The sequence below is a fragment of the Fontibacterium abundans (SeqCode) genome (assembly GCF_965235095.1).
GTDB lineage: Bacteria > Pseudomonadota > Alphaproteobacteria > Pelagibacterales > Pelagibacteraceae > Fontibacterium > Fontibacterium abundans.
Genome location: NZ_OZ249405.1, coordinates 296,820 through 317,516 on the forward strand (window position 1 = coordinate 296,820; position 20,697 = coordinate 317,516).

General features: G+C 30.2%; 20 protein-coding genes. 10 read left to right on the forward strand and 10 right to left on the reverse strand.

Features of this window, described 5'->3' with window-relative positions:
- Nucleotides 1-102: 102 nt before the first annotated feature.
- Together AC8GER_RS01710 and AC8GER_RS01715 are read left to right on the forward strand one after the other, a co-directional pair.
- Complete coding sequence (locus AC8GER_RS01710) at nucleotides 103-2,043, forward strand: ribonucleoside-diphosphate reductase subunit alpha (RefSeq protein ID WP_506598240.1); 1,941 nt, start codon at nucleotides 103-105, stop codon at nucleotides 2,041-2,043.
- Complete coding sequence (locus tag AC8GER_RS01715) at nucleotides 2,034-3,059, forward strand: ribonucleotide-diphosphate reductase subunit beta (RefSeq protein ID WP_506598241.1); 1,026 nt, start codon at nucleotides 2,034-2,036, stop codon at nucleotides 3,057-3,059. Before AC8GER_RS01710 ends, AC8GER_RS01715 begins: the two co-directional genes overlap by 10 nt.
- Nucleotides 3,060-3,066: 7 nt before the next feature.
- On the opposite strand, the gene AC8GER_RS01720 is transcribed toward AC8GER_RS01715, so the two are convergent.
- From AC8GER_RS01720 to AC8GER_RS01730, 3 genes are read right to left on the reverse strand one after another with little or no spacing between them, the layout of a single operon-like run.
- Nucleotides 3,067-4,194 (reverse strand): bifunctional 2-methylcitrate synthase/citrate synthase, encoded by a 1,128-nt coding sequence (locus tag AC8GER_RS01720; protein ID WP_506598242.1) that lies wholly within the window; start codon nucleotides 4,192-4,194, stop codon nucleotides 3,067-3,069.
- 2 nt (nucleotides 4,195-4,196) lie between these two features.
- Nucleotides 4,197-5,102, reverse strand: coding sequence for a methylisocitrate lyase (gene prpB, locus AC8GER_RS01725; RefSeq protein ID WP_506598243.1), 906 nt, complete (start codon nucleotides 5,100-5,102; stop codon nucleotides 4,197-4,199).
- 2 nt (nucleotides 5,103-5,104) lie between these two features.
- Entirely contained in the window at nucleotides 5,105-5,776 is a 672-nt protein-coding gene (locus tag AC8GER_RS01730; protein WP_506598244.1) for an HAD family hydrolase, read from the reverse strand.
- 132 nt (nucleotides 5,777-5,908) lie between these two features.
- Between AC8GER_RS01730 and AC8GER_RS01735 the strand changes: the two genes are divergently transcribed.
- Genes AC8GER_RS01735 through rpsD form a run of 8 tightly spaced genes read left to right on the forward strand, consistent with a single transcriptional unit; the run spans nucleotide 5,909 to nucleotide 14,924 of the window.
- Nucleotides 5,909-6,520 carry a DapH/DapD/GlmU-related protein gene (locus AC8GER_RS01735; protein WP_506598245.1) on the forward strand — a complete coding sequence of 204 codons (612 nt, stop codon included), beginning with the start codon at nucleotides 5,909-5,911 and terminating at the stop codon, nucleotides 6,518-6,520.
- A 9-nt stretch (nucleotides 6,521-6,529) separates the two neighbouring features.
- Entirely contained in the window at nucleotides 6,530-8,350 is a 1,821-nt protein-coding gene (glmS, locus tag AC8GER_RS01740) for a glutamine--fructose-6-phosphate transaminase (isomerizing) (protein WP_506598246.1), read from the forward strand.
- A 49-nt stretch (nucleotides 8,351-8,399) separates the two neighbouring features.
- Nucleotides 8,400-9,776 carry a class II 3-deoxy-7-phosphoheptulonate synthase gene (locus AC8GER_RS01745; RefSeq protein ID WP_506598247.1) on the forward strand — a complete coding sequence of 459 codons (1,377 nt, stop codon included), beginning with the start codon at nucleotides 8,400-8,402 and terminating at the stop codon, nucleotides 9,774-9,776.
- 56 nt (nucleotides 9,777-9,832) lie between these two features.
- On the forward strand, nucleotides 9,833-10,576 hold the full coding sequence (gene nadE / locus AC8GER_RS01750; protein ID WP_506598493.1) for an NAD(+) synthase: 744 nt from the start codon (nucleotides 9,833-9,835) through the stop codon (nucleotides 10,574-10,576).
- Entirely contained in the window at nucleotides 10,569-11,918 is a 1,350-nt protein-coding gene (cysS, locus tag AC8GER_RS01755) for a cysteine--tRNA ligase (RefSeq protein ID WP_506598248.1), read from the forward strand. Before nadE ends, cysS begins: the two co-directional genes overlap by 8 nt.
- Nucleotides 11,918-13,522: a citramalate synthase gene (cimA, locus tag AC8GER_RS01760; RefSeq protein WP_506598249.1), complete on the forward strand. Its 1,605-nt coding sequence runs from the start codon at nucleotides 11,918-11,920 to the stop codon at nucleotides 13,520-13,522. The genes cysS and cimA overlap by 1 nt, the downstream gene beginning before the upstream one ends.
- Nucleotides 13,522-14,259 carry an RNA methyltransferase gene (locus tag AC8GER_RS01765; RefSeq protein WP_506598250.1) on the forward strand — a complete coding sequence of 246 codons (738 nt, stop codon included), beginning with the start codon at nucleotides 13,522-13,524 and terminating at the stop codon, nucleotides 14,257-14,259. The genes cimA and AC8GER_RS01765 overlap by 1 nt, the downstream gene beginning before the upstream one ends.
- Nucleotides 14,260-14,306: 47 nt before the next feature.
- Complete coding sequence (gene rpsD, locus AC8GER_RS01770) at nucleotides 14,307-14,924, forward strand: 30S ribosomal protein S4 (protein ID WP_029206029.1); 618 nt, start codon at nucleotides 14,307-14,309, stop codon at nucleotides 14,922-14,924.
- A gap of 3 nt (nucleotides 14,925-14,927) precedes the next feature.
- Here the strand turns inward: rpsD and grxD are convergent, their stop codons facing one another.
- Genes grxD through purB form a run of 7 tightly spaced genes read right to left on the reverse strand, consistent with a single transcriptional unit; the run spans nucleotide 14,928 to nucleotide 20,667 of the window.
- Nucleotides 14,928-15,233 carry a Grx4 family monothiol glutaredoxin gene (gene grxD, locus AC8GER_RS01775; RefSeq protein ID WP_506598251.1) on the reverse strand — a complete coding sequence of 102 codons (306 nt, stop codon included), beginning with the start codon at nucleotides 15,231-15,233 and terminating at the stop codon, nucleotides 14,928-14,930.
- Between the two features lies 1 nt (nucleotide 15,234).
- A complete protein-coding gene (locus AC8GER_RS01780) occupies nucleotides 15,235-15,465 on the reverse strand; it encodes a BolA/IbaG family iron-sulfur metabolism protein (protein ID WP_017970913.1) in 231 nt (76 codons plus the stop codon).
- A 2-nt stretch (nucleotides 15,466-15,467) separates the two neighbouring features.
- On the reverse strand, nucleotides 15,468-17,660 hold the full coding sequence (gene purL, locus AC8GER_RS01785; RefSeq protein ID WP_506598252.1) for a phosphoribosylformylglycinamidine synthase subunit PurL: 2,193 nt from the start codon (nucleotides 17,658-17,660) through the stop codon (nucleotides 15,468-15,470).
- 2 nt (nucleotides 17,661-17,662) lie between these two features.
- Nucleotides 17,663-18,337, reverse strand: coding sequence for a phosphoribosylformylglycinamidine synthase subunit PurQ (purQ, locus tag AC8GER_RS01790; RefSeq protein ID WP_506598253.1), 675 nt, complete (start codon nucleotides 18,335-18,337; stop codon nucleotides 17,663-17,665).
- On the reverse strand, nucleotides 18,334-18,579 hold the full coding sequence (purS, locus tag AC8GER_RS01795) for a phosphoribosylformylglycinamidine synthase subunit PurS (RefSeq protein ID WP_506598254.1): 246 nt from the start codon (nucleotides 18,577-18,579) through the stop codon (nucleotides 18,334-18,336). The genes purQ and purS overlap by 4 nt, the downstream gene beginning before the upstream one ends.
- A 4-nt stretch (nucleotides 18,580-18,583) precedes the next feature.
- The gene (purC, locus tag AC8GER_RS01800) at nucleotides 18,584-19,372 is read right to left on the reverse strand and encodes a phosphoribosylaminoimidazolesuccinocarboxamide synthase (RefSeq protein WP_506598255.1); all 789 of its coding nucleotides are present in this window, start codon (nucleotides 19,370-19,372) and stop codon (nucleotides 18,584-18,586) included.
- Nucleotides 19,372-20,667 (reverse strand): adenylosuccinate lyase, encoded by a 1,296-nt coding sequence (gene purB / locus AC8GER_RS01805; RefSeq protein ID WP_506598256.1) that lies wholly within the window; start codon nucleotides 20,665-20,667, stop codon nucleotides 19,372-19,374. Before purB ends, purC begins: the two co-directional genes overlap by 1 nt.
- Nucleotides 20,668-20,697 lie beyond the last annotated feature (30 nt).

Here is a 20,697-nt window from a genome sequence, read left to right on the forward strand (position 1 = left end):
TCTATTAATGTTCTATTGAACTATACTTATTAATGGTATATTAATGATTTTGTAACACAACATGTAGTTGTTTTAACAATAAAATCTAATAAAATTAGAGTTATGCAAGACAATTTGGCTTTAGCCATTAAGAATCTCGTTTTGGACAAAGGAATCAATATTCCAGCATCAAATCCAAAATCTAACGTTCAAGACCTTAAAAAACCAGATCTATTTTCGCTAACTAAGGAGACTGAATTATTTCAAAATGAAAAAGGTATCACAATTAAAATTGATCGTTCAAAAGATTCAAAATTAACAAATTTTGGTAAAGCAACTTTAGACGATAGATATTTAGCTGATGGCGAATCTTATCAAGATTTATTCGCTAGGGTTGCTGCAAATTATTCAGATAACAATTTGCATGCACAAAGAATTTACAACTACATTAGTAATCTTTGGTTTATGCCAGCGACTCCAGTTTTATCAAATGCGGGAACTGACAGAGGTTTGCCGATATCTTGCTTCTTAAACGAAGCTAATGATAGCTTGGATGGAATTTTAGACCTTTGGTCGGAAAACGTTTGGCTTGCAGCAAGAGGCGGCGGAATAGGAAGTTACTGGGGAAATTTAAGATCTATCGGTGAAAAAATTGGAAGAGTTGGAAAAACTTCTGGAATTATTCCATTTATTAAAGTGATGGATTCTTTAACGTTAGCAATTAGTCAGGGATCTTTGCGTAGAGGATCTGCTGCTTGTTATTTACAAATAGACCATCCCGAGATTGAAGAATTTATTGAGATGAGAAGACCAACAGGAGGAGATCCAAATAGAAAAGCATTAAATCTTCACCATGGTGTTCTAGTAACAGATGCGTTTATGAGAGCTGTAGAGTTAGATGAACAGTGGGCACTTAAGAGTCCTTATGACGGAGCAGTTCAAGCAACTATTTCTGCAAGAAATTTATGGATTAGACTTTTAACTGCAAGAGTTGAAACGGGCGAGCCGTATATTATTTTTATAGATACTGTTAATAGAATGATTCCACAACATCATAAACTTGCAGGTCTAACTGTTAAAACTTCAAACTTATGTTCTGAAATTACTTTGCCTACAGGAATTGATAAAAATGGAAAAGATAGAACAGCCGTTTGTTGTTTATCTTCAATAAATTTAGAAACATACGAAGAGTGGAAAGATGATAAAAATTTTGTTGAAGATATTATGAGATTTTTAGATAATATTTTAAGTGAGTTTATAGAAAAAGCTCCAGATTCTTTTAAAGATGCAAAATATTCTGCTCACCGTGAAAGAAGCGTTGGTCTTGGTGTTATGGGGTTTCATTCATTCTTACAAAAAAATTCAATTCCATTTGAATCTGTAATGGCAAAAGTTTGGAATACAAAAATATTTAAATATATCGACCAAGAAGTTAACAAAGCTTCAAAAAAACTTGCTGAAGAAAGAGGACCGTGTCCTGATGCTAAAGATTATGGAATTATGGAGAGGTTTTCTAATAAAACGGCAATAGCTCCAACAGCTTCAATTTCTATTATTTGTGGAGGTTCTTCGCCAGGAATTGAGCCTATTGCTGGAAATAGCTACACACACAAAACATTGTCAGGTTCTTTTAATGTTAGAAATAAATTTTTAGAGGAAGTTCTTAATAAATACGGAAGAAATAATAATGAAACTTGGTCTTCAATTACTACAACCCAAGGATCTGTTCAGCATTTAGACTTTTTGACTCAAGAAGAAAAAGATGTTTTTAAAACCGCATTTGAACTTGATCAACGTTGGTTAATTGATCTTTCAGCAGATAGAACGCCTTATATTTCACAAGCTCAATCTTTAAATATATTTCTTCCAGCAGATGTTCATAAAAAAGATTTACATCAAATACACTTCCAGTCTTGGAAGAAAGGATTAAAGAGTCTTTACTACTGTAGGTCGAAATCTATACAGAGAGCAGAAGTTATAAGTAAAAGTTTTGTTGCAATACCAACAGAAAAAAATAAAAATGAAGAACCTAAAAATTACGAGGAATGTTTGTCATGTCAGTAGCACTTAAAGTTCAAGAAAAAGTTATTGATAAAAATTATTGCGACACACATGGTTTGTTAAAAGACAATCCTGTTTATAAGCCTTTTAGATATCCATGGTGCTATGATGCATGGTTGACTCAACAAAGAATTCACTGGTTGCCAGAAGAGGTTCCATTATCAGAAGATATTAGAGACTGGCAAAAAAAATTAACACAAGGTGAAAAGAATTTACTTACTCAAATTTTTAGATTTTTTACTCAAGCGGATGTTGAGGTAAATAATTGTTATCTTAGACATTATACAAGCGTATTTAAACCAACCGAAGTTTTAATGATGATGACTGCGTTTTCAGCAATGGAAACAATTCATATCGCTGCTTACTCACATTTATTAGACACAATAGGAATGCCAGACTCTGAATATTCCGCATTTCTTAAATATAAAGAAATGAAAGATAAGTATGACTACATGAAAAATTTCAATACAAACAACAAACGTGAAATTGCTAAAACAGTAGCAGTATTTAGTGCCTTTACAGAAGGCCTTCAATTGTTTGCAAGTTTTGCAATTTTACTTAATTTTCCTAGATTTAATAAAATGAAAGGCATGGGCCAAATTGTTACTTGGTCTGTAAGAGATGAGACGCTTCATTGTAATTCAATGATCAAAATTTTTAATACTTTTTGCGATGAAAACCCAGGATTACTTGATGAGAGTTTAAAAAAAGAAATTTATGATGCTTGCAGAACAATTGTTCATCATGAAGATGCTTTTATAGATTTAGCATTTGAAATGGGTAATATTGAGGGATTAACAGCTCAGCAAGTTAAAGAATATATTAGATGGATTGCAAATCGTAGATTATCCCAATTACGTTTGAATGAGATTTATGAGGTTAAAGAGAATCCGTTAACTTGGCTAGACGATATGTTAAATGGTGTTGAACACATGAACTTCTTCGAAGGCAGAGCTACAGAATACTCTAAAGCTTCTACAAAAGGTTCTTGGGTTGAAGCCTTTGAATTTACAAAATAATTTAAAATTACCTTTTATCTATCGGTTGAACTTTTCGATGAACCGAACCTGTATATTTTGAAAGGGGTCTGATCAATCTATTATCTTTTAGTTGCTCGTTTACATGAGCTGACCATCCTGTAATTCTTGTAATTACGAAAATTGGAGTAAAAAAATCAACATCAAATCCCATTAAGTAATAAGTAGGACCAGATGGAAAATCTAAATTTGGAAATATATTTTTTTCTTTAATCATTGTTTCTTCTAATATTTTAGAAATTTTAGGAAATTTCTCATTTTTATAAAATTCTGCCGTTTTGTAATAATATTTAGTCATTGTTGGCACTCTAGAATCTCCTTTTTTATAAACACGATGACCAAAACCGATAATTAAATCCTTATTTTTTATTTTATTGAGAATATATTTTTCAGCATTTTCAGGTTCTTTAATGTCAAAGAACATTTCCATTACCGCCTCATTCGCACCGCCATGTAGCGGTCCTTTTAATGCACTAATTCCTCCAACGATTGCACTGTGAATATCAGCAAGTGTACTTGTTATAACTCGTGATGCAAAAGTTGAGGCATTAAAGCTATGTTCAGCGTATAAAATTAAAGACACATCAAATGCTTTAACAACATCTTTGCTTGGCACTTTTCCAAAACACATATGAAAAAAATTTTCACTAAAGCTTAAATCTTTTTTTGGATCAATAATATCTAATCCTTTTCTTGTCCTAAAATTTGCAGCAACTGCTGTTGGAGTTTTCGCAAAAATTCTTATAAATTTTTTGTAATTAGCTTCGATAGTATTTTTAGTAGTTTCAGAGTCTTCTAAACCTAAGTGGCTAACGGAAGTTCTAGTCGTGTCCATCGGATGCGCATTTTTAGGATAGCTTTGAATAACTTTTTTTAAATTAGAACTAATTTCTCTATTGTTTCTTTCTTCTTCTTGAAATTTAGCTAGTTGTGATTTGTTGGGAAGCTCACCATTTAATAACAAGTAAGCAACTTCCTCAAACACACATGCTTCAGCGAGATCCTGAACGGCATAACCTCTGTAGGTTAAAGAATTGATGTCTGGCATTACTTCTGAAACTTTGGTTTCATCAGCAATAACGCCAACCAGTCCTTTCTTAATCTCCACTTCGGCCATTATTATTCATGTCCTTTTTTGGAAAAATTAAATACAGAACTGTCAAATTCACTATATTTTTCATACTCAACTAACTCATATAATCTTTTTCTAGTCTGCATTTTATCAATTACATTATTTTGATGACCATCCTTGAATATCTGTCTTAATCCATCTTCAACATTTTTTAATGCTAATCTTTGTGTTGTTACTGGATAAATAACTAAATTATAACCAAGGTTATTAAGTTCTTTAGCAGAAAGTAATTTTGACTTTCCAAATTCAGTCATGTTTGCAAGTAAGTATGCTTTTGTAGCTTTTCTAATTTCTTCAAATTCTTTTTCATCTTTTAGCGCCTCAGGAAAAATCATATCAGCACCAGCATCAACATAAGCCTTTATTCTTGAAATTGTTTTATCTAAACCTTCAACGGCGTTAGCGTCAGTTCTTGCTATAATTAGAAAATTTTTATCTTTTCTAGCTTTAACTGCTGATTTTATTTTTTTAACCATCTCACTAGCGCTAACCACATCTTTATTATCTAAGTGTCCGCATCTTTTAGGGTTAAACTGATCCTCAATATGACAACCTGAAATTCCAAAATTTTCAAAAGTTTCTATTGTTCGCGCACAGTTCATTGCTTCGCCAAATCCTGTATCGGCATCAACAATTGAAGGTAAATTTGTAACTCTTGAAATTTGTTCTGCTCTATAAGAAACTTCCGTTAAAGTTGTAAGCCCGATATCAGGAATTCCTAAATCATTAGCCACAACTGCGCCTGATATATAAACGCCATCATAACCAATTTCTTCAATTAACTTTGCAACTAGAGGATTGTAAGCTCCCGGAAAGCGAATAAGTTTTCCTGTTTTTAATTTTTTTTGTAAGTCAGCTCTTTTTTCTGTGGGTGTCTTTTTAACAAAATACATAATTAATTTAAAAATTTCATTTTGGATAATATTCCATTCATTTCGGTAAAGTCATTAATAAAATGATTGTGATAAATGCTATTTTGATCTTTCTCTGTATAACCACCTTTTACTAGAATAAAATTTACCTTTGCTATTCTTGCAGTTTCAGCATCAGTTTCGCTATCGCCAACCATAATGCTGTCTTCTTTTTTTACATCTAAAATTTCTAATATATTTGTTAAATGTCTTGGATCTGGCTTTCTATATTCAAAAGTATCAGCTCCCGCGATGTAATCAAAAAATTCAATAAGATTAATTTCTTTAAGAAGTTTTTTAGCTAAAGATTCCATTTTGTTTGTACAAATAGCAAAATTAATTTTTTGTGTTTTTCCCCAAGCAAGAAACTCATTAACACCTTTAATAATTTGTGATTTTTTTGAAATATTTTCTCTATAATAATTAATAAATTCTTCAGTCATTTTTTTATGAATATTCTGATCGAATTTTTTTCCATCTTCTTTTAAAGATTTCAAAATCATATTGGCAGTCCCTCTACCAGCTAAATGACGTATACTTGTAAGTGGTTTTTGATGGTAACCAAATTTTTGCATTACATAATTATGAGCATCCATTAAATCAGGCGCAGAATCTACTAGCGTTCCATCCAGATCAAAAACTATTGCTTTGTTCATAAGTTAATTGAAAAAAATTAGTAGTTAAAAGAAATAATTTGTGAGTTAAATTATTAAAATCATTACTATAGTAACATTACTCAAATAGCAATAAATCATAAACTTGAATTAAAGTTATTTATAAATTTAATTATGATTGAATCTGAAAAATTATTACAAAATAAAATCAAAAGACTAGCAATTAAAAAAGGAGTTAAATTAATTTCTTCAGACTCAATTTATTTATCCTCAGACACAAAATTTGGTAAAAATGTTTTAATCGAACCATACGTAATTATAGGCAAGGGTGTTAAAATTGGTAACAATGTAAAAATTTTAAGTTTTTCTTATATAGAAAAAACAAAAATTGGTAACAATGTAACGATTGGACCATTTGCAAGATTAAGACCTGATACCGTTTTAGAAGACAATTCTAAAATTGGAAATTTTGTTGAAATAAAAAAATCTAGAGTTGGAAAAAATTCTAAAGTTAATCACCTGAGTTATATTGGAGATTCAATATTAGGAAAAAATGTAAATGTTGGCGCAGGAACAATTACTTGTAACTATGATGGTAAAAATAAATATAAAACTAAAATTTTAGATAATGCTTTTATTGGTTCAAACAGTTCTTTAGTTGCTCCAGTAAAAATAGGAAAGAACACAGTGATTGGAGCAGGCTCCACTATTACCAAAGATGTAAAAGACAACACTCTTGCTTTAAGCAGAATTTCTCAAAGAGAGTTTAAAAAAATAAAAAAATAAAAATAATTTATGTGCGGTATTATTGGTATTGCCAGTTATAAAGATATTTCAAAAGAAATTTTAGAATCATTAAAAAAACTTGAATATCGAGGTTACGACTCTGCTGGTATATCGACAATTAACAATGGAGAAATAGTTGAGAATAAATGTGCCGGTAAAGTTTCTGATTTAGAAAAATTAATAAACAAAACATCATTGTCAGGGAATATTGGAATTGGCCACGTTCGTTGGGCCACTCATGGAGTTCCAAATCAAGCAAACGCACATCCACATTCTTCAGAGGAAGTATCTGTTGTTCATAACGGAATTATTGAAAATTCTTTAATTATTAAAAATGAATTAATTGCAAAAGGCCATATTTTTAAATCTCAAACAGATACTGAAGTTGTGACTCATCTTATTACAGAAAATTTAAAGAAAATGAATTATTTAGATTCTGTATTTGAAACATTAAAGAAATTAGAAGGAAGTTTTGCATTAGGAATTATTTTTAAGAAATTTAATAATTTAATTGTAGGCGCAAGAAGAGGAAGTCCACTTGCAGTTGGTTATGGAGATAAAGAAAAATACATTGGTTCAGATTCTTATGCTTTAAACGCTATGACTAAAGAAGTCTCTTATCTGGATGATGGAGATGTATGTGTTTTAACTAAAGATGAAATTGAATTTTTTGACAAAAATAAGAAAAAAATTAAAAAAAAAATACATAAATTAGCTAATGAAGAAGGAAATTATAATAAAGAAAATTTTAGAGATTTTATGTCCAAAGAAATTTCTGAGCAACCAGAAGTTATTAAGAAATGTATTAATGAATATCTCGATAAAATAAGAAAAGAGATCAATATAGTTAATTTTCCAGTTGATCCTAAAAAAGTAACAAAAGTTAACTTGATAGGGTGCGGAACAGCATACCATGCTTGTATAGTTGGAAAATATTGGTTTGAAGAGTTTACCAATATAGATGTTTGCGTAGATGTTGCTTCAGAATTTAGATATAGAAATAATAAAATAAAAGAAAATGAACTTTACATTTTCGTTTCTCAATCAGGAGAAACCGCAGATACGATAGCAGCTTTAGATTTTTGTAAAAAAAAAGGTGCAAAAACGTGCGCAATTGTAAATGTTACTGAAAGTTCATTATCAAGATTGTCAGATTTGGTTTTACCAATTCATGTTGGACCGGAAGTTGGCGTAGCCTCAACAAAAGCTTTTACAGGACAGATTTTAGTTCTTTTGTTATTCATTTTAAAAATTGCAAGAATTAGAAATGAAATAAAAGAAGAAGAATATTTAAATATTATTAAAGATTTAGAAAATATTCATTCTAATGTTGCGTTAATTTTAAATAATAAAAAGTTAATTGAAGATTTAGCGGTTGATTTTATAGATATTAAAGGTTCTATGTTTTTAGGTAGAGGTCTTTCTTTTCCAATCGCATTAGAAGGCGCTCTCAAATTTAAAGAACTTACATATCTACACGCAGAAGGTTATCCAGCTGGCGAAATGAAGCATGGTCCTTTAGCTTTAGTTGAAAATGGAATGCCAGTTATTGTTATTGCTCCAAAAGATAGATTTTATGAAAAAACAATCTCAAATATGCAGGAAGTTATTGCCAGAGGTGGAAAAATTTTATTAATTTCTGATCACGCAAAAGAGGTTGGGACAAGTGAAAATATTTGGTCAGAAATTAGAATTCCAAAAATTAACAAATTTCTTTCTCCATTTTTAAGCAACATTCCTTTACAATTACTTGCCTATTATGTTGCTTTAAAAAAAGGTAACGATATAGATAAGCCAAGAAATTTAGCTAAATCTGTTACAGTTGAATAATTTATTCTTGTAGGCTTAGAACACTCTATATATATACTGTAGGTTGAATATGAAAAATTGGAAACCAGATTCTTGGAGAGCTAAAACTGCAAAGCATTTACCTGTTTATGAAAACGAAGGTAAATTAAATGAAGTTTTAAAGGAAATTTCTAAATTTCCACCACTCGTTTTTGCAGGAGAGACGCGCACACTTAAACATATGCTAGGAGAAGTGAGCGAAGGAAAAGCTTTTTTATTTCAAGGTGGAGATTGCGCTGAAAGTTTTGAAGAATTTCATCCAGATAATATTAGAGATTTATTTAAAGTTATTTTACAGGTTTCTTTAATACTTACCGTTTCATCACATCTACCAATAGTAAAAATAGGTAGAGTTGCTGGTCAATTCTCTAAACCAAGAAGTTCTTCTACAGAAGTTGTAAACGGTAAAGAACTTCCTAGTTACTTAGGGGATAATATCAACGGTATGAAATTTGATGAACAGTCTAGAAGGCCAGATCCTGCAAGATTATTAAAATCTTATTCACAATCTGCCTCAACATTAAATTTATTAAGAGCATTTTCTCAAGGAGGGTTTGCCGATTTAAGCAAAGTCCACTTATGGAATATGGACTTCGTAAACAAAAGTGCTGATAAAAAATTCAAAGAGATTCAAAATAAAGTTATGGAAGCTTTAAATTTTATGCATGCTTGTGGCATAACTATTGAGCAAAATAGACGATTAAGAACAGTAAATTTTTACACAAGTCATGAGGCCTTACATCTTCCTTATGAAGAAGCAATGACTCGAGTAGATTCGACAACGGGTGAACACCACGATACTTCAGCACATTTTTTATGGATTGGAGATCGTACTAGGCAAATAGATGGCGCACACGTGGAGTTTTGTAGAGGAATTAAAAATCCAATAGGAATTAAATGCGGACCTAGTTTAGATCCAAAAGAATTGATTAAGTTAATCGAAGTATTAAATCCAGAAGATGAAGCTGGAAGAATAACTTTAATAGCTAGATTTGGTCATGATAAAGTTGAAAAGTTTTTACCAAAACTTATTCAGGCTGTTAAGAAATCAAATAAAAAAGTAATTTGGTCATGCGATCCTATGCATGGTAATACTATAAAATCTACTACTGGATTTAAAACTAGACCATTTAAAGATATAATTACCGAAGTAAAAAGTTTCTTTGATGTGCATCAAGGCGAAGGAACTTACGCTGGCGGACTTCATATCGAAATGACAGGAAAAAATGTTACAGAATGTATTGGCGGAGCACAAAATATTACTGATAAAGATTTATCAAGTAGATACCATACGCATTGTGATCCTAGATTGAATGCAAATCAAGCTATAGAGTTGGCTTTCCTTATTTCTGAAGAAATTAAGAAAAATTCTAAATACTTAATAAATTCCATTAGAAAAGCTTCTTAAAATTATTTTTTAATAATTTTTTTGCTTCAAACTTAAAAAAAAGTAAAAATATTATGATGACAGCAGCAGATAGAATTCAATTCATTAAAAACTGGATTAAAAACTATTGTAATTCAATGGAAAAAAAACCCGATAGCTTAGTAGTTGGGGTTTCAGGAGGAATTGATTCAGCAGTAGTAAGTACTATTTCAGCAATGACAGGAATGAAAGTCAAAGCCTTATCTATGCCAATTAGACAATTAAAATTTCAAGATGATTTAAGTAGAGCTCATTTAAAGTGGTTAAAGAATAAATTTCCTAATGTAGATGAAGTAATTATTAATTTAGATGAAGTTTTTAATAGCTTTGAAAAAACATTAGGACAATTTAATAATGAACTTGCTTTTGCAAATTCTAGATCAAGATTACGAATGGCTACGCTTTATCAAGTTGCGGGCGCAAATAATGGAATTGTTGTTGGAACTGGAAATAAAATAGAGGATTTTGGAGTTGGGTTTTTTACAAAATATGGAGATGGAGGCGTTGATATTTCTCCAATCGCAGATTGTCTAAAATCTCAAGTATGGGAGATGGGTAAAGAACTTAAAATACTAGAAGATATTATCAATGCAGCACCCACAGACGGATTATGGGAAGACGGAAGAACAGACGAACGTCAATTAGGAATGTCTTATGAAGACTTAGAAAAAGCTATGCTTAATTCAAAAGATAAAAATTATGAAAAATATTTAAAAATTAGAAAAAGAAATCTTCATAAAATGAACTTAATCCCAATTTGTAAATTTAATAACAATGAATAATTTAAAAATTTACAATACTTTAAGCAGAGGAAAAGAAGAATTTATTCCCTTAAATAAAAATTCAGTTGGAATGTATGTCTGCGGTCCAACTGTTTATGATGATCCACATATTGGTAACGCTAGACCATTAATTGTTTTTGATCTTGTATTTAGAATTTTAATAAAAAATTTTGGAAAAAATAAAGTTAATTATGTCAGAAATATCACTGACATAGATGATAAGATTATACAAAGAGCTAATGAGTTAAAAATTAATATTAATGAACTTACAAAAAGTGTCACAGATATTTTTTTATCAGATTGTAAATATTTAAATTGTTTAATTCCAAATAATCAGCCTAAAGCTACTGATAATATAGCTGGCATGATTCAAATGATTGAAAATTTATTAGCTAAAAAATTTGCATATATTAAAGATGGCAATGTTTATTTTAATGTAAATAAATTTAAAGATTACGGAAAATTATCTAATAAGAATCCAAAAGATTTAATTTCTGGATCAAGAGTAGAAATTTCAGAATTAAAAAATAACCCTTTAGATTTTGTTTTATGGAAACCATCGAAAGATAAAGAGCCCTTTTGGGAATCACCCTGGGGAAAAGGAAGGCCTGGTTGGCATATAGAATGTTCTGCTATGTCTGAAAAATATTTAGGCAAAGAATTTGATCTGCATTGTGGAGGATTAGATCTTATATTTCCTCATCATGAAAATGAGATAGCGCAATCAATTTGCGCAAATGATTCCAGTTTTTTTGCAAAGTATTGGATGCACAATGGTTATGTAACTGTTGATGGAAAAAAAATGTCAAAATCTGATGGAAATTTCATAACAATTAATAATTTAAAGAATAATTTTAATGGCCAAGTGGTTAGATTATCTATTTTAGGCACTCACTATAGACAGCCTTTAGACTGGAATTTAAAAATTTTAGAAACAAATAAAAAAATATTAGAGAATTGGTACAGTTTTTATTCCCCTAATGAAGATCACATTAGTGATGAAATTTTTAACATTTTATTAGATGATTTAAATACACCAAAATTTATAACAAGCATTCATAGTCTTTATAACAAAGCCAAAACTGGCGATGCCAAAGCTAGAAAAAATTTAAATTCTGCACTTAGATTTATTGGTTTATTTAATGAAAATGAAGAACAGTTTAATGTTCTAAGAAAAAAAACAAAACTAGATTTAAGTGAGATTGAAAAGTTAATAGAACAAAGAAATCTTGCTAGAAAAGATAAAGATTTTAAAAAAGCTGATACAATTAGATTGGATCTTGAAAAAAATGGAATTTTAATTGAAGATCTTAACGACAAAACACATTGGAAGCATAAATAATGAGTAAAGAAAAAATTTATATATTTGATACTACTTTAAGAGATGGAGCTCAAACACAGGGCGTCGATTTTTCTATGGATGAAAAAAATCGAATTGCTAACGCATTATCTAAATTAGGAGTTGATTATATTGAGGCAGGATGGCCAGGAGCTAATCCAACTGATACTAATTTTTTTAACAAACCTCCAAAATTATCCAATTCAACCTTAGTTGCTTTTGGAATGACAAAGAAATCTGGTAGAAGCGCAGAAAACGATCCAGGTCTTTCTGCTATTTTAAACTCTAATACTAAGTCTGTTTGTATTGTAGGAAAAACCTGGGACTTTCACGTAGATGTAGCTTTAGGAATTTCAAAGGAAGAAAATCTAGAAAACATTACTGATACCACAAAGCATTTTGTAAAAAATAATAGGGAATACATGTTTGATGCGGAACATTTTTTTGATGGATATAAAAATAATAAAGATTATGCACTAAAATGTATTCGTTCAGCTTACGATAATGGAGCAAGATGGATTGTTCTGTGCGATACTAATGGTGGAACATTACCATTTGAAATTGAAGAAATTGTAAATGATGTTGCACAAATTATTCCTGGAAAGAATTTAGGAATTCACACTCATAATGATACTGAAAATGCAGTGGCAAATACACTTGCTGCTATCAGATCTGGTGCAAGACAAGTTCAGGGAACATTGAATGGTTTAGGTGAGAGATGTGGTAATGCTAATATTGTATCTATTATTCCAACGTTATTATTTAAGAAATATTTTAAAGATAAATTTGAAATTTCAGTAGAAGAAACAAAAATTAAATACTTAACTGAATGTTCCAGATTATTAGATGAAATATTAAACAGAAAGCCTAATAATCATGCTGCTTATGTTGGGGCTTCAGCTTTCTCACATAAGGGAGGCCTTCATGTTTCTGCTGTTGAAAAAAATCCAAAAACATATGAGCATATTGTTCCAGAATCTATTGGTAACAAAAGAAATATTGTTGTTTCTGATCAGTCAGGAAGATCAAATATTTTATCAAGATTAGAAAAGTTAAATATTAAAATTAATAAAGATGATCCAAAAGTTCAAAAATTATTAGAACAGGTTAAAGATAGAGAATTTATTGGATATGCATATGATGGAGCTGATGCTTCATTTGAATTGTTAACACGAAGATTATTAGGTGAGGTTCCTAATTATTTAAATATAAAAAAATATGAAGTCAAAGTTAGCAAAAGTAACGACAATGATCCCGTTAACTCTTACGCAACAGTTGTTTTGCAGGTTGATAAAAAAGATATCATTTGTGAAGGATCAGGAAATGGACCGGTGAATGCAATTGATAATGCAATTAGATCCAATGTAAATAAAATTGGAAAATATAGTGAGTATTTAAAAGATTTAAGATTAGTAGATTATAAAGTTAGAATTTTAAATACTGGAACCAATGCTATTACCCGAGTATCAATTGAGAGCACAGATAATACAGGAGATGTCTGGTTTACCATTGGTGTTTCCCCAAATATAATTGAAGCTTCTTTTAGAGCATTAATAGATAGCATTGATTACAAACTATACAAAGATAATGCACCTGCAAATTTGTAATGTTATTTAAAAATATTCATTTTATTTTAGTTAGACCTCAACTTGGAGAAAATGTAGGAGCTGCTGCAAGATCATTAAAAAATTTTAATTTTGAAAATTTACGATTAGTATCCCCACGAGATAGCTGGCCAAACAAAAGCGCAACATATACAGCAGTGGATGCTAAAGATATTGTCCATAAAGCAAAAGTATTCTCAAATAATAATCAGGCAGTTTCTGACTTAGATTATGTTTTTGCAACTACATCAAGAAGCAGATCTGTTAACAAAAAAATTATAGATTTAAATGAAGCTGTAAAAATTATAAAAAAACAGAGTATTCTTCAAAAAAAAAGTGGGATTTTTTTTGGACCTGAAGCATCCGGATTAAGTAATGACGATTTAATTAATGCTAATTATTTAGTTAATATTCCAACAAGCAGTAAATTTAAGTCATTAAATTTATCACACGCAGTAACTCTTTTTGCTTTTGAACTGTTTATTGCTTCAAAAAAATTTGAACCTATCGTTAAAAATTTATATAGAAGCGATGATGCAAAGAAGAAAGAAGTTAATGCTTTTTTAGATTTTTTAATATCACATTTAGATAAGGTAGGTTTTTTGAAACCAGCGGAAAAAAAACAACAAATGATTAGAAGTGTTAAAAATATTTTTCATCGAAGTTCTCTTTCTACGCAGGAAATCAGAACTTTATCAGGAGTTATTAGTTCTTTAATTAAATATAAAGAGCGAGAGTAACATTGACTAAAAGAATGAGGGTTATTATAACAGAACACTTTTAAAATATGACAAAAAGAATAAATTCTACTCATAAAGTTGATAGACGACTTGGTGTAAACCTTTGGGGAAGACCAAAAAGTCCCTTTAACACAAGAGCATATCGTCCAGGTCAGCATGGACAAAGAAATAAGGGTAAGCCTTCAGATTACAATATTCAATTACAAGCTAAACAAAAATTAAAAAGTTATTACGGAAATATGAGCGAAAGACAGTTTAGAAATCTTTTTAGAAAAGCTTATAAGAAAAAAGGAGATACAGGTGAAAATTTAGTTGGTTTGTTAGAAAGAAGATTAGATGCAGTTATTTATAGAGCAAAATTTGCAATTACTGTTTTTGCCGCAAGACAAATTATAAATCATGGAAAAGTTAAAGTGAATGGAAGGAAAGTAAATATTTCTAGTTACTTAGTTTCTGAAAATGATGAAATAGAAATTAAAGATTCATTCAAGCAATCAATTCCAATTATTGGAGCAACACAAAGTAAAGAAAGAGAAGTTCCTGAATATATTGTTGCTGATCATAAAAAAATGACAGCAAAATTTAATAAAGTTCCAAAGTATGATCAGATCCCATATCCTGTGCAAATGGAACCTAAATTAGTTGTTGAATATTATTCTAGATAATTTTTATTTAAGAATTTTTTGTAATTCGCCTTTTTCGTACATTTCTTTAGCAATATCGCAGCCACCAATAAATTCTCCTTTAACATAAAGTTGAGGAACAGTCGGCCAATTACTAAAATCTTTAATTCCTTGTCTTATCTCAGGGTCAGCCAAAACATTAACCCCAATAAATTTTACTTTTAGTTCTTTTAAAATATTACCAACCGTCATTGAAAATCCACATTGAGGCATTTCAGGAGTGCCTTTCATAAATAAAACCACATCGTTTTTACTTATGATATCTTTTATTTTTTCATTAATATTCGTCATATTATTTTTCTTCCGTTGTTAGTGCTAACGCGTGCAATTCATTTCCCATTTTTCCTTTAAGAGAAGCATATACCATTTGATGCTGCTGAACTCTAGTCTTGCCTTTAAATTTTGAGGATTTAATTTTAGCAGCATAATGATTATCGTCACCAGCTAGATCATTTATTTCAATATCTGCATCTGGAAATCCTTCTTTTAATAATTTATGAATTTCCTCTTGTTTAATAGCCATAGTTAATTTTTGTTATAATTTTTAAACCAACTTTCATTTTTTGTCTTTAATTCTTTAACGCTGACTTTTAAATCATTTTCTACTTCAAATATCTCACTTTGAGTTTTACCAATAATATCTATTTTAACATTTTTTGTGTTTGCAATTTTTTTTATTTTTTCTAAATTTTTCTTACTAATTTCAATTAAATATCTAGCCTGATCTTCTGAAAATAAATATTTAATTTTATCAATATTGGATCCAGAAACTTTAATTTTTGCACCGATATTAGATGCCATGCACATTTCAGCCAATGTAACTATTATCCCACCGTGAGAAATATCATGAACTGCATTCACTAATTTACCTTTGATTAGGTCGCTAATAAAAAGACCATTTTTCTTTTCTTCTTTTAAATTAATTTGAGGAGGAGGGCCTTCTTTATCACCTATAACATCATAAATTAAAGCACTTTGACTTAAATGACCTGATGTTTCTCCAATAACAGCAATAATATTTTCTGTATTTTTAAAATTAAATGTCATCATGTTGTTAATATTTTTTAAAAGACCAACTCCGCCAATAGTTGGGGTTGGATAAATAGCAACTCCATTTGTTTCGTTATACAAAGATACATTTCCAGAGATCACAGGATAATTTAGTACTACGCATGCTTCTTTCATGCCATTAATACTATCCACAAACTGGCCCATGATTTCTTTTTTTTCAGGATTTCCAAAATTCAAACAATTAGTAATAGCAATTGGTTGAGCTCCAACTGAAATTAAATTTCTCCAAGTTTCGCATACAGCTTGCATAGCTCCAGACTTAGGATGAGCTTTACAATATCTAGGCACACAATCTACCGTAGCAGCGATACCTTTATTTTTTCCATGATATCGAACAACTGCAGAGTCTCCACCTGGTTTTTGAATTGTATCTGTCATTACCATATGGTCGTACTGTTCCCATACCCATGATTTATTTGAATAATTATGATGCGATAAAATTTTAATTAAGGAATTTTTAATATCTAATTTTTCAATATCGGAATCGTGATTAACTATTTTTGGGTAACCATAAGTTATAAAATCTCTTTTATATTTAGGCGCATTATCACCCAATGAATGAATTGGAATACTACATACATTCTTTTTGTTAAATTCTAGTTCAAGTTTTTTTGAATTTGTTAATTCTCCTATAATCGCAAAATCTAATCCCCATTTTTCAAATATTTTTCTAGCTTCTTTTTCTTTCCCTTTTTTTAAAACTATTAACATTCGCTCCTGACTTTCAGAGAGCATAATTTCATAAGGAGTCATATTATTCTCTCTACAAGGAATTAAATTTAAATTTATTTTGATTCCAAGGTCACCTTTTGATGCCATTTCTATAGACGAAGAAGTAAGACCAGCAGCACCCATATCTTGAATTGAAACTATAGATTTTTTTTGCATTAACTCTAAGCATGCTTCTAACAATAATTTTTCAGTAAAAGGATCACCAACTTGTACGGTTGGTTTTTTAGATTCAGAATCTTCATCAAATTCAGCTGATGCCATTGTTGCTCCATGGATACCATCTCTACCCGTTTTAGAACCAACATAAACAACAGGATTCCCAACACCGCTTGCTATTGAATAAAAAACTTTATTTTTTTTAGCAACACCAATGTTCATTGCGTTGACTAAAATATTTCCATTATAACATTCATCGAATTCAGTCTCACCACCAACAGTTGGAACGCCTATACAATTTCCATATCCACCAATTCCAGAAACAACACCATTTAATAAATATTTTGTTTTATCATGATTAGGTGAGCCAAATCTTATAGAATTTAAATTAGCAACGGGTCGTGCGCCCATTGTAAAAACATCTCTTAATATTCCACCAACACCGGTTGCAGCTCCTTGATAGGGCTCTATATAAGAGGGGTGGTTGTGGCTTTCAATTTTAAAAATAACAACATCTCCATCACCAAAATCAACAACTCCAGCATTTTCACCTGGCCCTTGAATTACATATTTATTTTTTGTGGGTAAAGTCTGAAGCCAAATTCTTGATGATTTATAAGAACAGTGTTCATTCCACATTGCTGAAAAAATTCCAAGCTCTACTAAATTTGGATTTCTTCCCATTAATTTAATAATTTTATTATACTCTTCAGCTGTAAGACCGTGTTTTATTGCAAGTTCTTGATTAACTTTTTGCATAATTATTTTAAAGATTTGAAAATTAGCGACCCATCCATTCCACCCAAAAGTTCATCTGATGCTCTTTCAGGATGGGGCATAAGACCAAATACATTTCCTTTTTTATTTATAATTCCTGCAATATTTTTAATTGAACCATTGGGGTTAGATTGTTCATTAATATTTCCAGCAGCATCACAATACTGAAGTACAATTTGATTATTATCTTCCAGTTCATGAATTAGATCTTTGCTTGCAAAATAATTGCCTTCATTATGAGCTATTGGAATTTCAAGAACAGAATTTCTGTTGGTTTTAGATGTAAAATTTGTTTTATTATTGTTTACTTTTACAGTTATATTTTTGCATATAAATTTAAGATTAATATTTCTTATTAAAACGCCAGGCAAAAGTTGAGATTCAACGAGAACTTGGAAACCATTGCAAATACCCATTACTAACCCACCTTTTTTTGAGTGAGCGGTAACTTCTTTCATAATTCTTGATTTAGAAGCAATACTTCCGCATCTTAAATAGTCTCCATATGAAAATCCTCCTGGAAGAACAACAAGATCTGTTTTTGGAAGCTTGGCATCTGCATGCCATACCATTGAGGTTTTTATACCAAATTTTTCAAGGGAAATTTTAACATCGCGATCACAATTAGAGCCAGGAAAAACAATGACACTGGCCTTCATTCTTTAATGACTTTTACTGAATAGTCCTCAATCGTCAGATTTGCTAAAAGTTTTTCACACATATCTTTAGCTTTGGAAAGAGCAACCTTTTCATCTTTTTCATTTACAATTATTTCAAATGTTTTTCCCTGTCTTAAACTTTCAATATTTTTAAAACCCATATTAGACAATGAGCTTTTAATTGCTGAACCCTGAGGATCCAAAACATCCTTTTTTAATGTAACAATGACTTGTAACTTCAAGTTTTTATTTTTTTTTTAACGCGGTTAAATTTTTTGATAAACCAGTTTTAATTTCTTTAATATTTGAACCTTCTGGCATGATTCCAAGTCTACGAGCAACCTCTTGATATGCCTCTATTAATCCACCAAGATCTCTTCTGAATCTGTCTTTGTCTAATTTTCTTTCATCTTTAACATCCCACAATCTACATGTGTCAGGACTAATTTCATCAGCCAAAAAAACTTCAACTTCATCACCATTCCATTGACGTCCAAATTCTAATTTAAAATCAACAAGTTTAATTCCAATTCCTCTGAATAATCCAACTAAAAAATCATTAATTCTTAAAGCCTGTTCAGAGATATGTATTAATTCACTTTGTGTTGCCCAGTTCAAAGCAAGAATATGCTCTTCATTAACCAATGGATCGCCAAGCTCATCATTTTTATAATAAAATTCTAAAATAGGTTTACTAAGATCTGTTCCTTCGGTAATTCCAAGTCTAGTTGAAAAAGTTCCAGCAGCGATATTTCTAACTACTACTTCAATTGGAATAATTTCTAAGGATTTTATAAGCTGTTCACGCATATTCAATCTTTTTATAAAATGCGTTTTAATTCCTATTTGGTTTAACTGTGATAATAAAAATTCAGAGATTCTGTTGTTTAAAACACCCTTGCCATCGATAATTGCTTTTTTTTTATTATTAAAGGCTGTTGCGTCATCTTTGAAATATTGAATTAAAGTTCCTTTTTCAGGACCCTCGTACAATATTTTAGCTTTACCTTCGTATATTTGTTTTCCTTTAGCCATTAGCTTTTAAATACTCTTCCGTAGATAGTATTAATGTATCTTAAATGAGAATTCATGTTGAATAGTTTTTTAAGATCGTCTGTGGATAATTTGGATTTAATTTGTTTGTCGTTGTTTAAATTATCAAAAAAACTTTCATTTGCAGACCATGTTTTCATAGCATTTTTTTGAACAACTTTATAAGCAAGTTCTCTCGTCATTCCTTTTTGAGTTAATTTTAACAGAACATTTTGAGAAAAAATTAGACCATTAAATTTTTCTAAATTTTTTTGCATATTTTTTGGATAAACAACTAAATTTTTAATCACGTTAGCAAGTCTTGTTAAAACAAAATCTAATGTAACAGTTGCATCTGGTCCGATATTTCTCTCAACGCTTGAATGACTAATATCTCTCTCGTGCCACAAAATGACATTTTCTAAAGCTGGGTATGCATAACTTCTAATTAATCTCGCAAGTCCTGTAATGTTTTCAGACAAAACTGGGTTTCTTTTATGAGGCATTGCTGAAGAGCCTTTTTGTCCGGCTGAAAAATATTCTTCAACTTCTAAAACTTCAGTTCTTTGTAGGTGTCTTATTTCAGTAGCTAGTCTTTCAGCAGAAGAAGCTATTATTGCCAGTACACTAAAGAAATAAGCGTGACGATCTCTTGGAATTACTTGTGTTGAAATTGGCTCTACTTTGAATTTTAATTTTTTTGCAACATACTGTTCAATTCCTGGATTGATATGAGCAAAAGTTCCAACAGCTCCAGAGATTGCGCAAGTTGATATTTCATTGATTGCTTGCTCCATTCTTTTTTTGTTTCTTTTAAATTCTGCATAATAAGTAAGAAGTTTTAATCCAAATGTTATGGGCTCAGCGTGAATTCCATGACTTCTACCTACGCAAACTGTTTTTTTATATTTAATAGATTTTATTTTTAAAATTTTTAAAAGATCTTCTAAGTCTTTTAAAATAATTTTTCCTGATTGATAAAGTTGAATATTAAAACAGGTATCTAACACGTCGGAAGACGTCATTCCTTGATGTAAGAATTTTGCTTTTTGACCAACCTTTTCTGTTATCGAAGTAAGAAAAGCAATGACATCATGTTTTACTTTTTTTTCAATTTGATCAATTCTATCAGGATTAATTTTGGCTTTTTTTCTTATTTCTTTAGCAATGCCTTTTGGAATAATTTTAAATTTTTCCATTGCTTCTGCTGCGTAGATTTCAATATCTAGCCAGATTTTATATTTATTTTCAGGTTGCCAAATTTTTGCGATTTTTTCGCGTGAATATCTTGAGATCATTTAGATACGTTATAATTCATTAACACTATT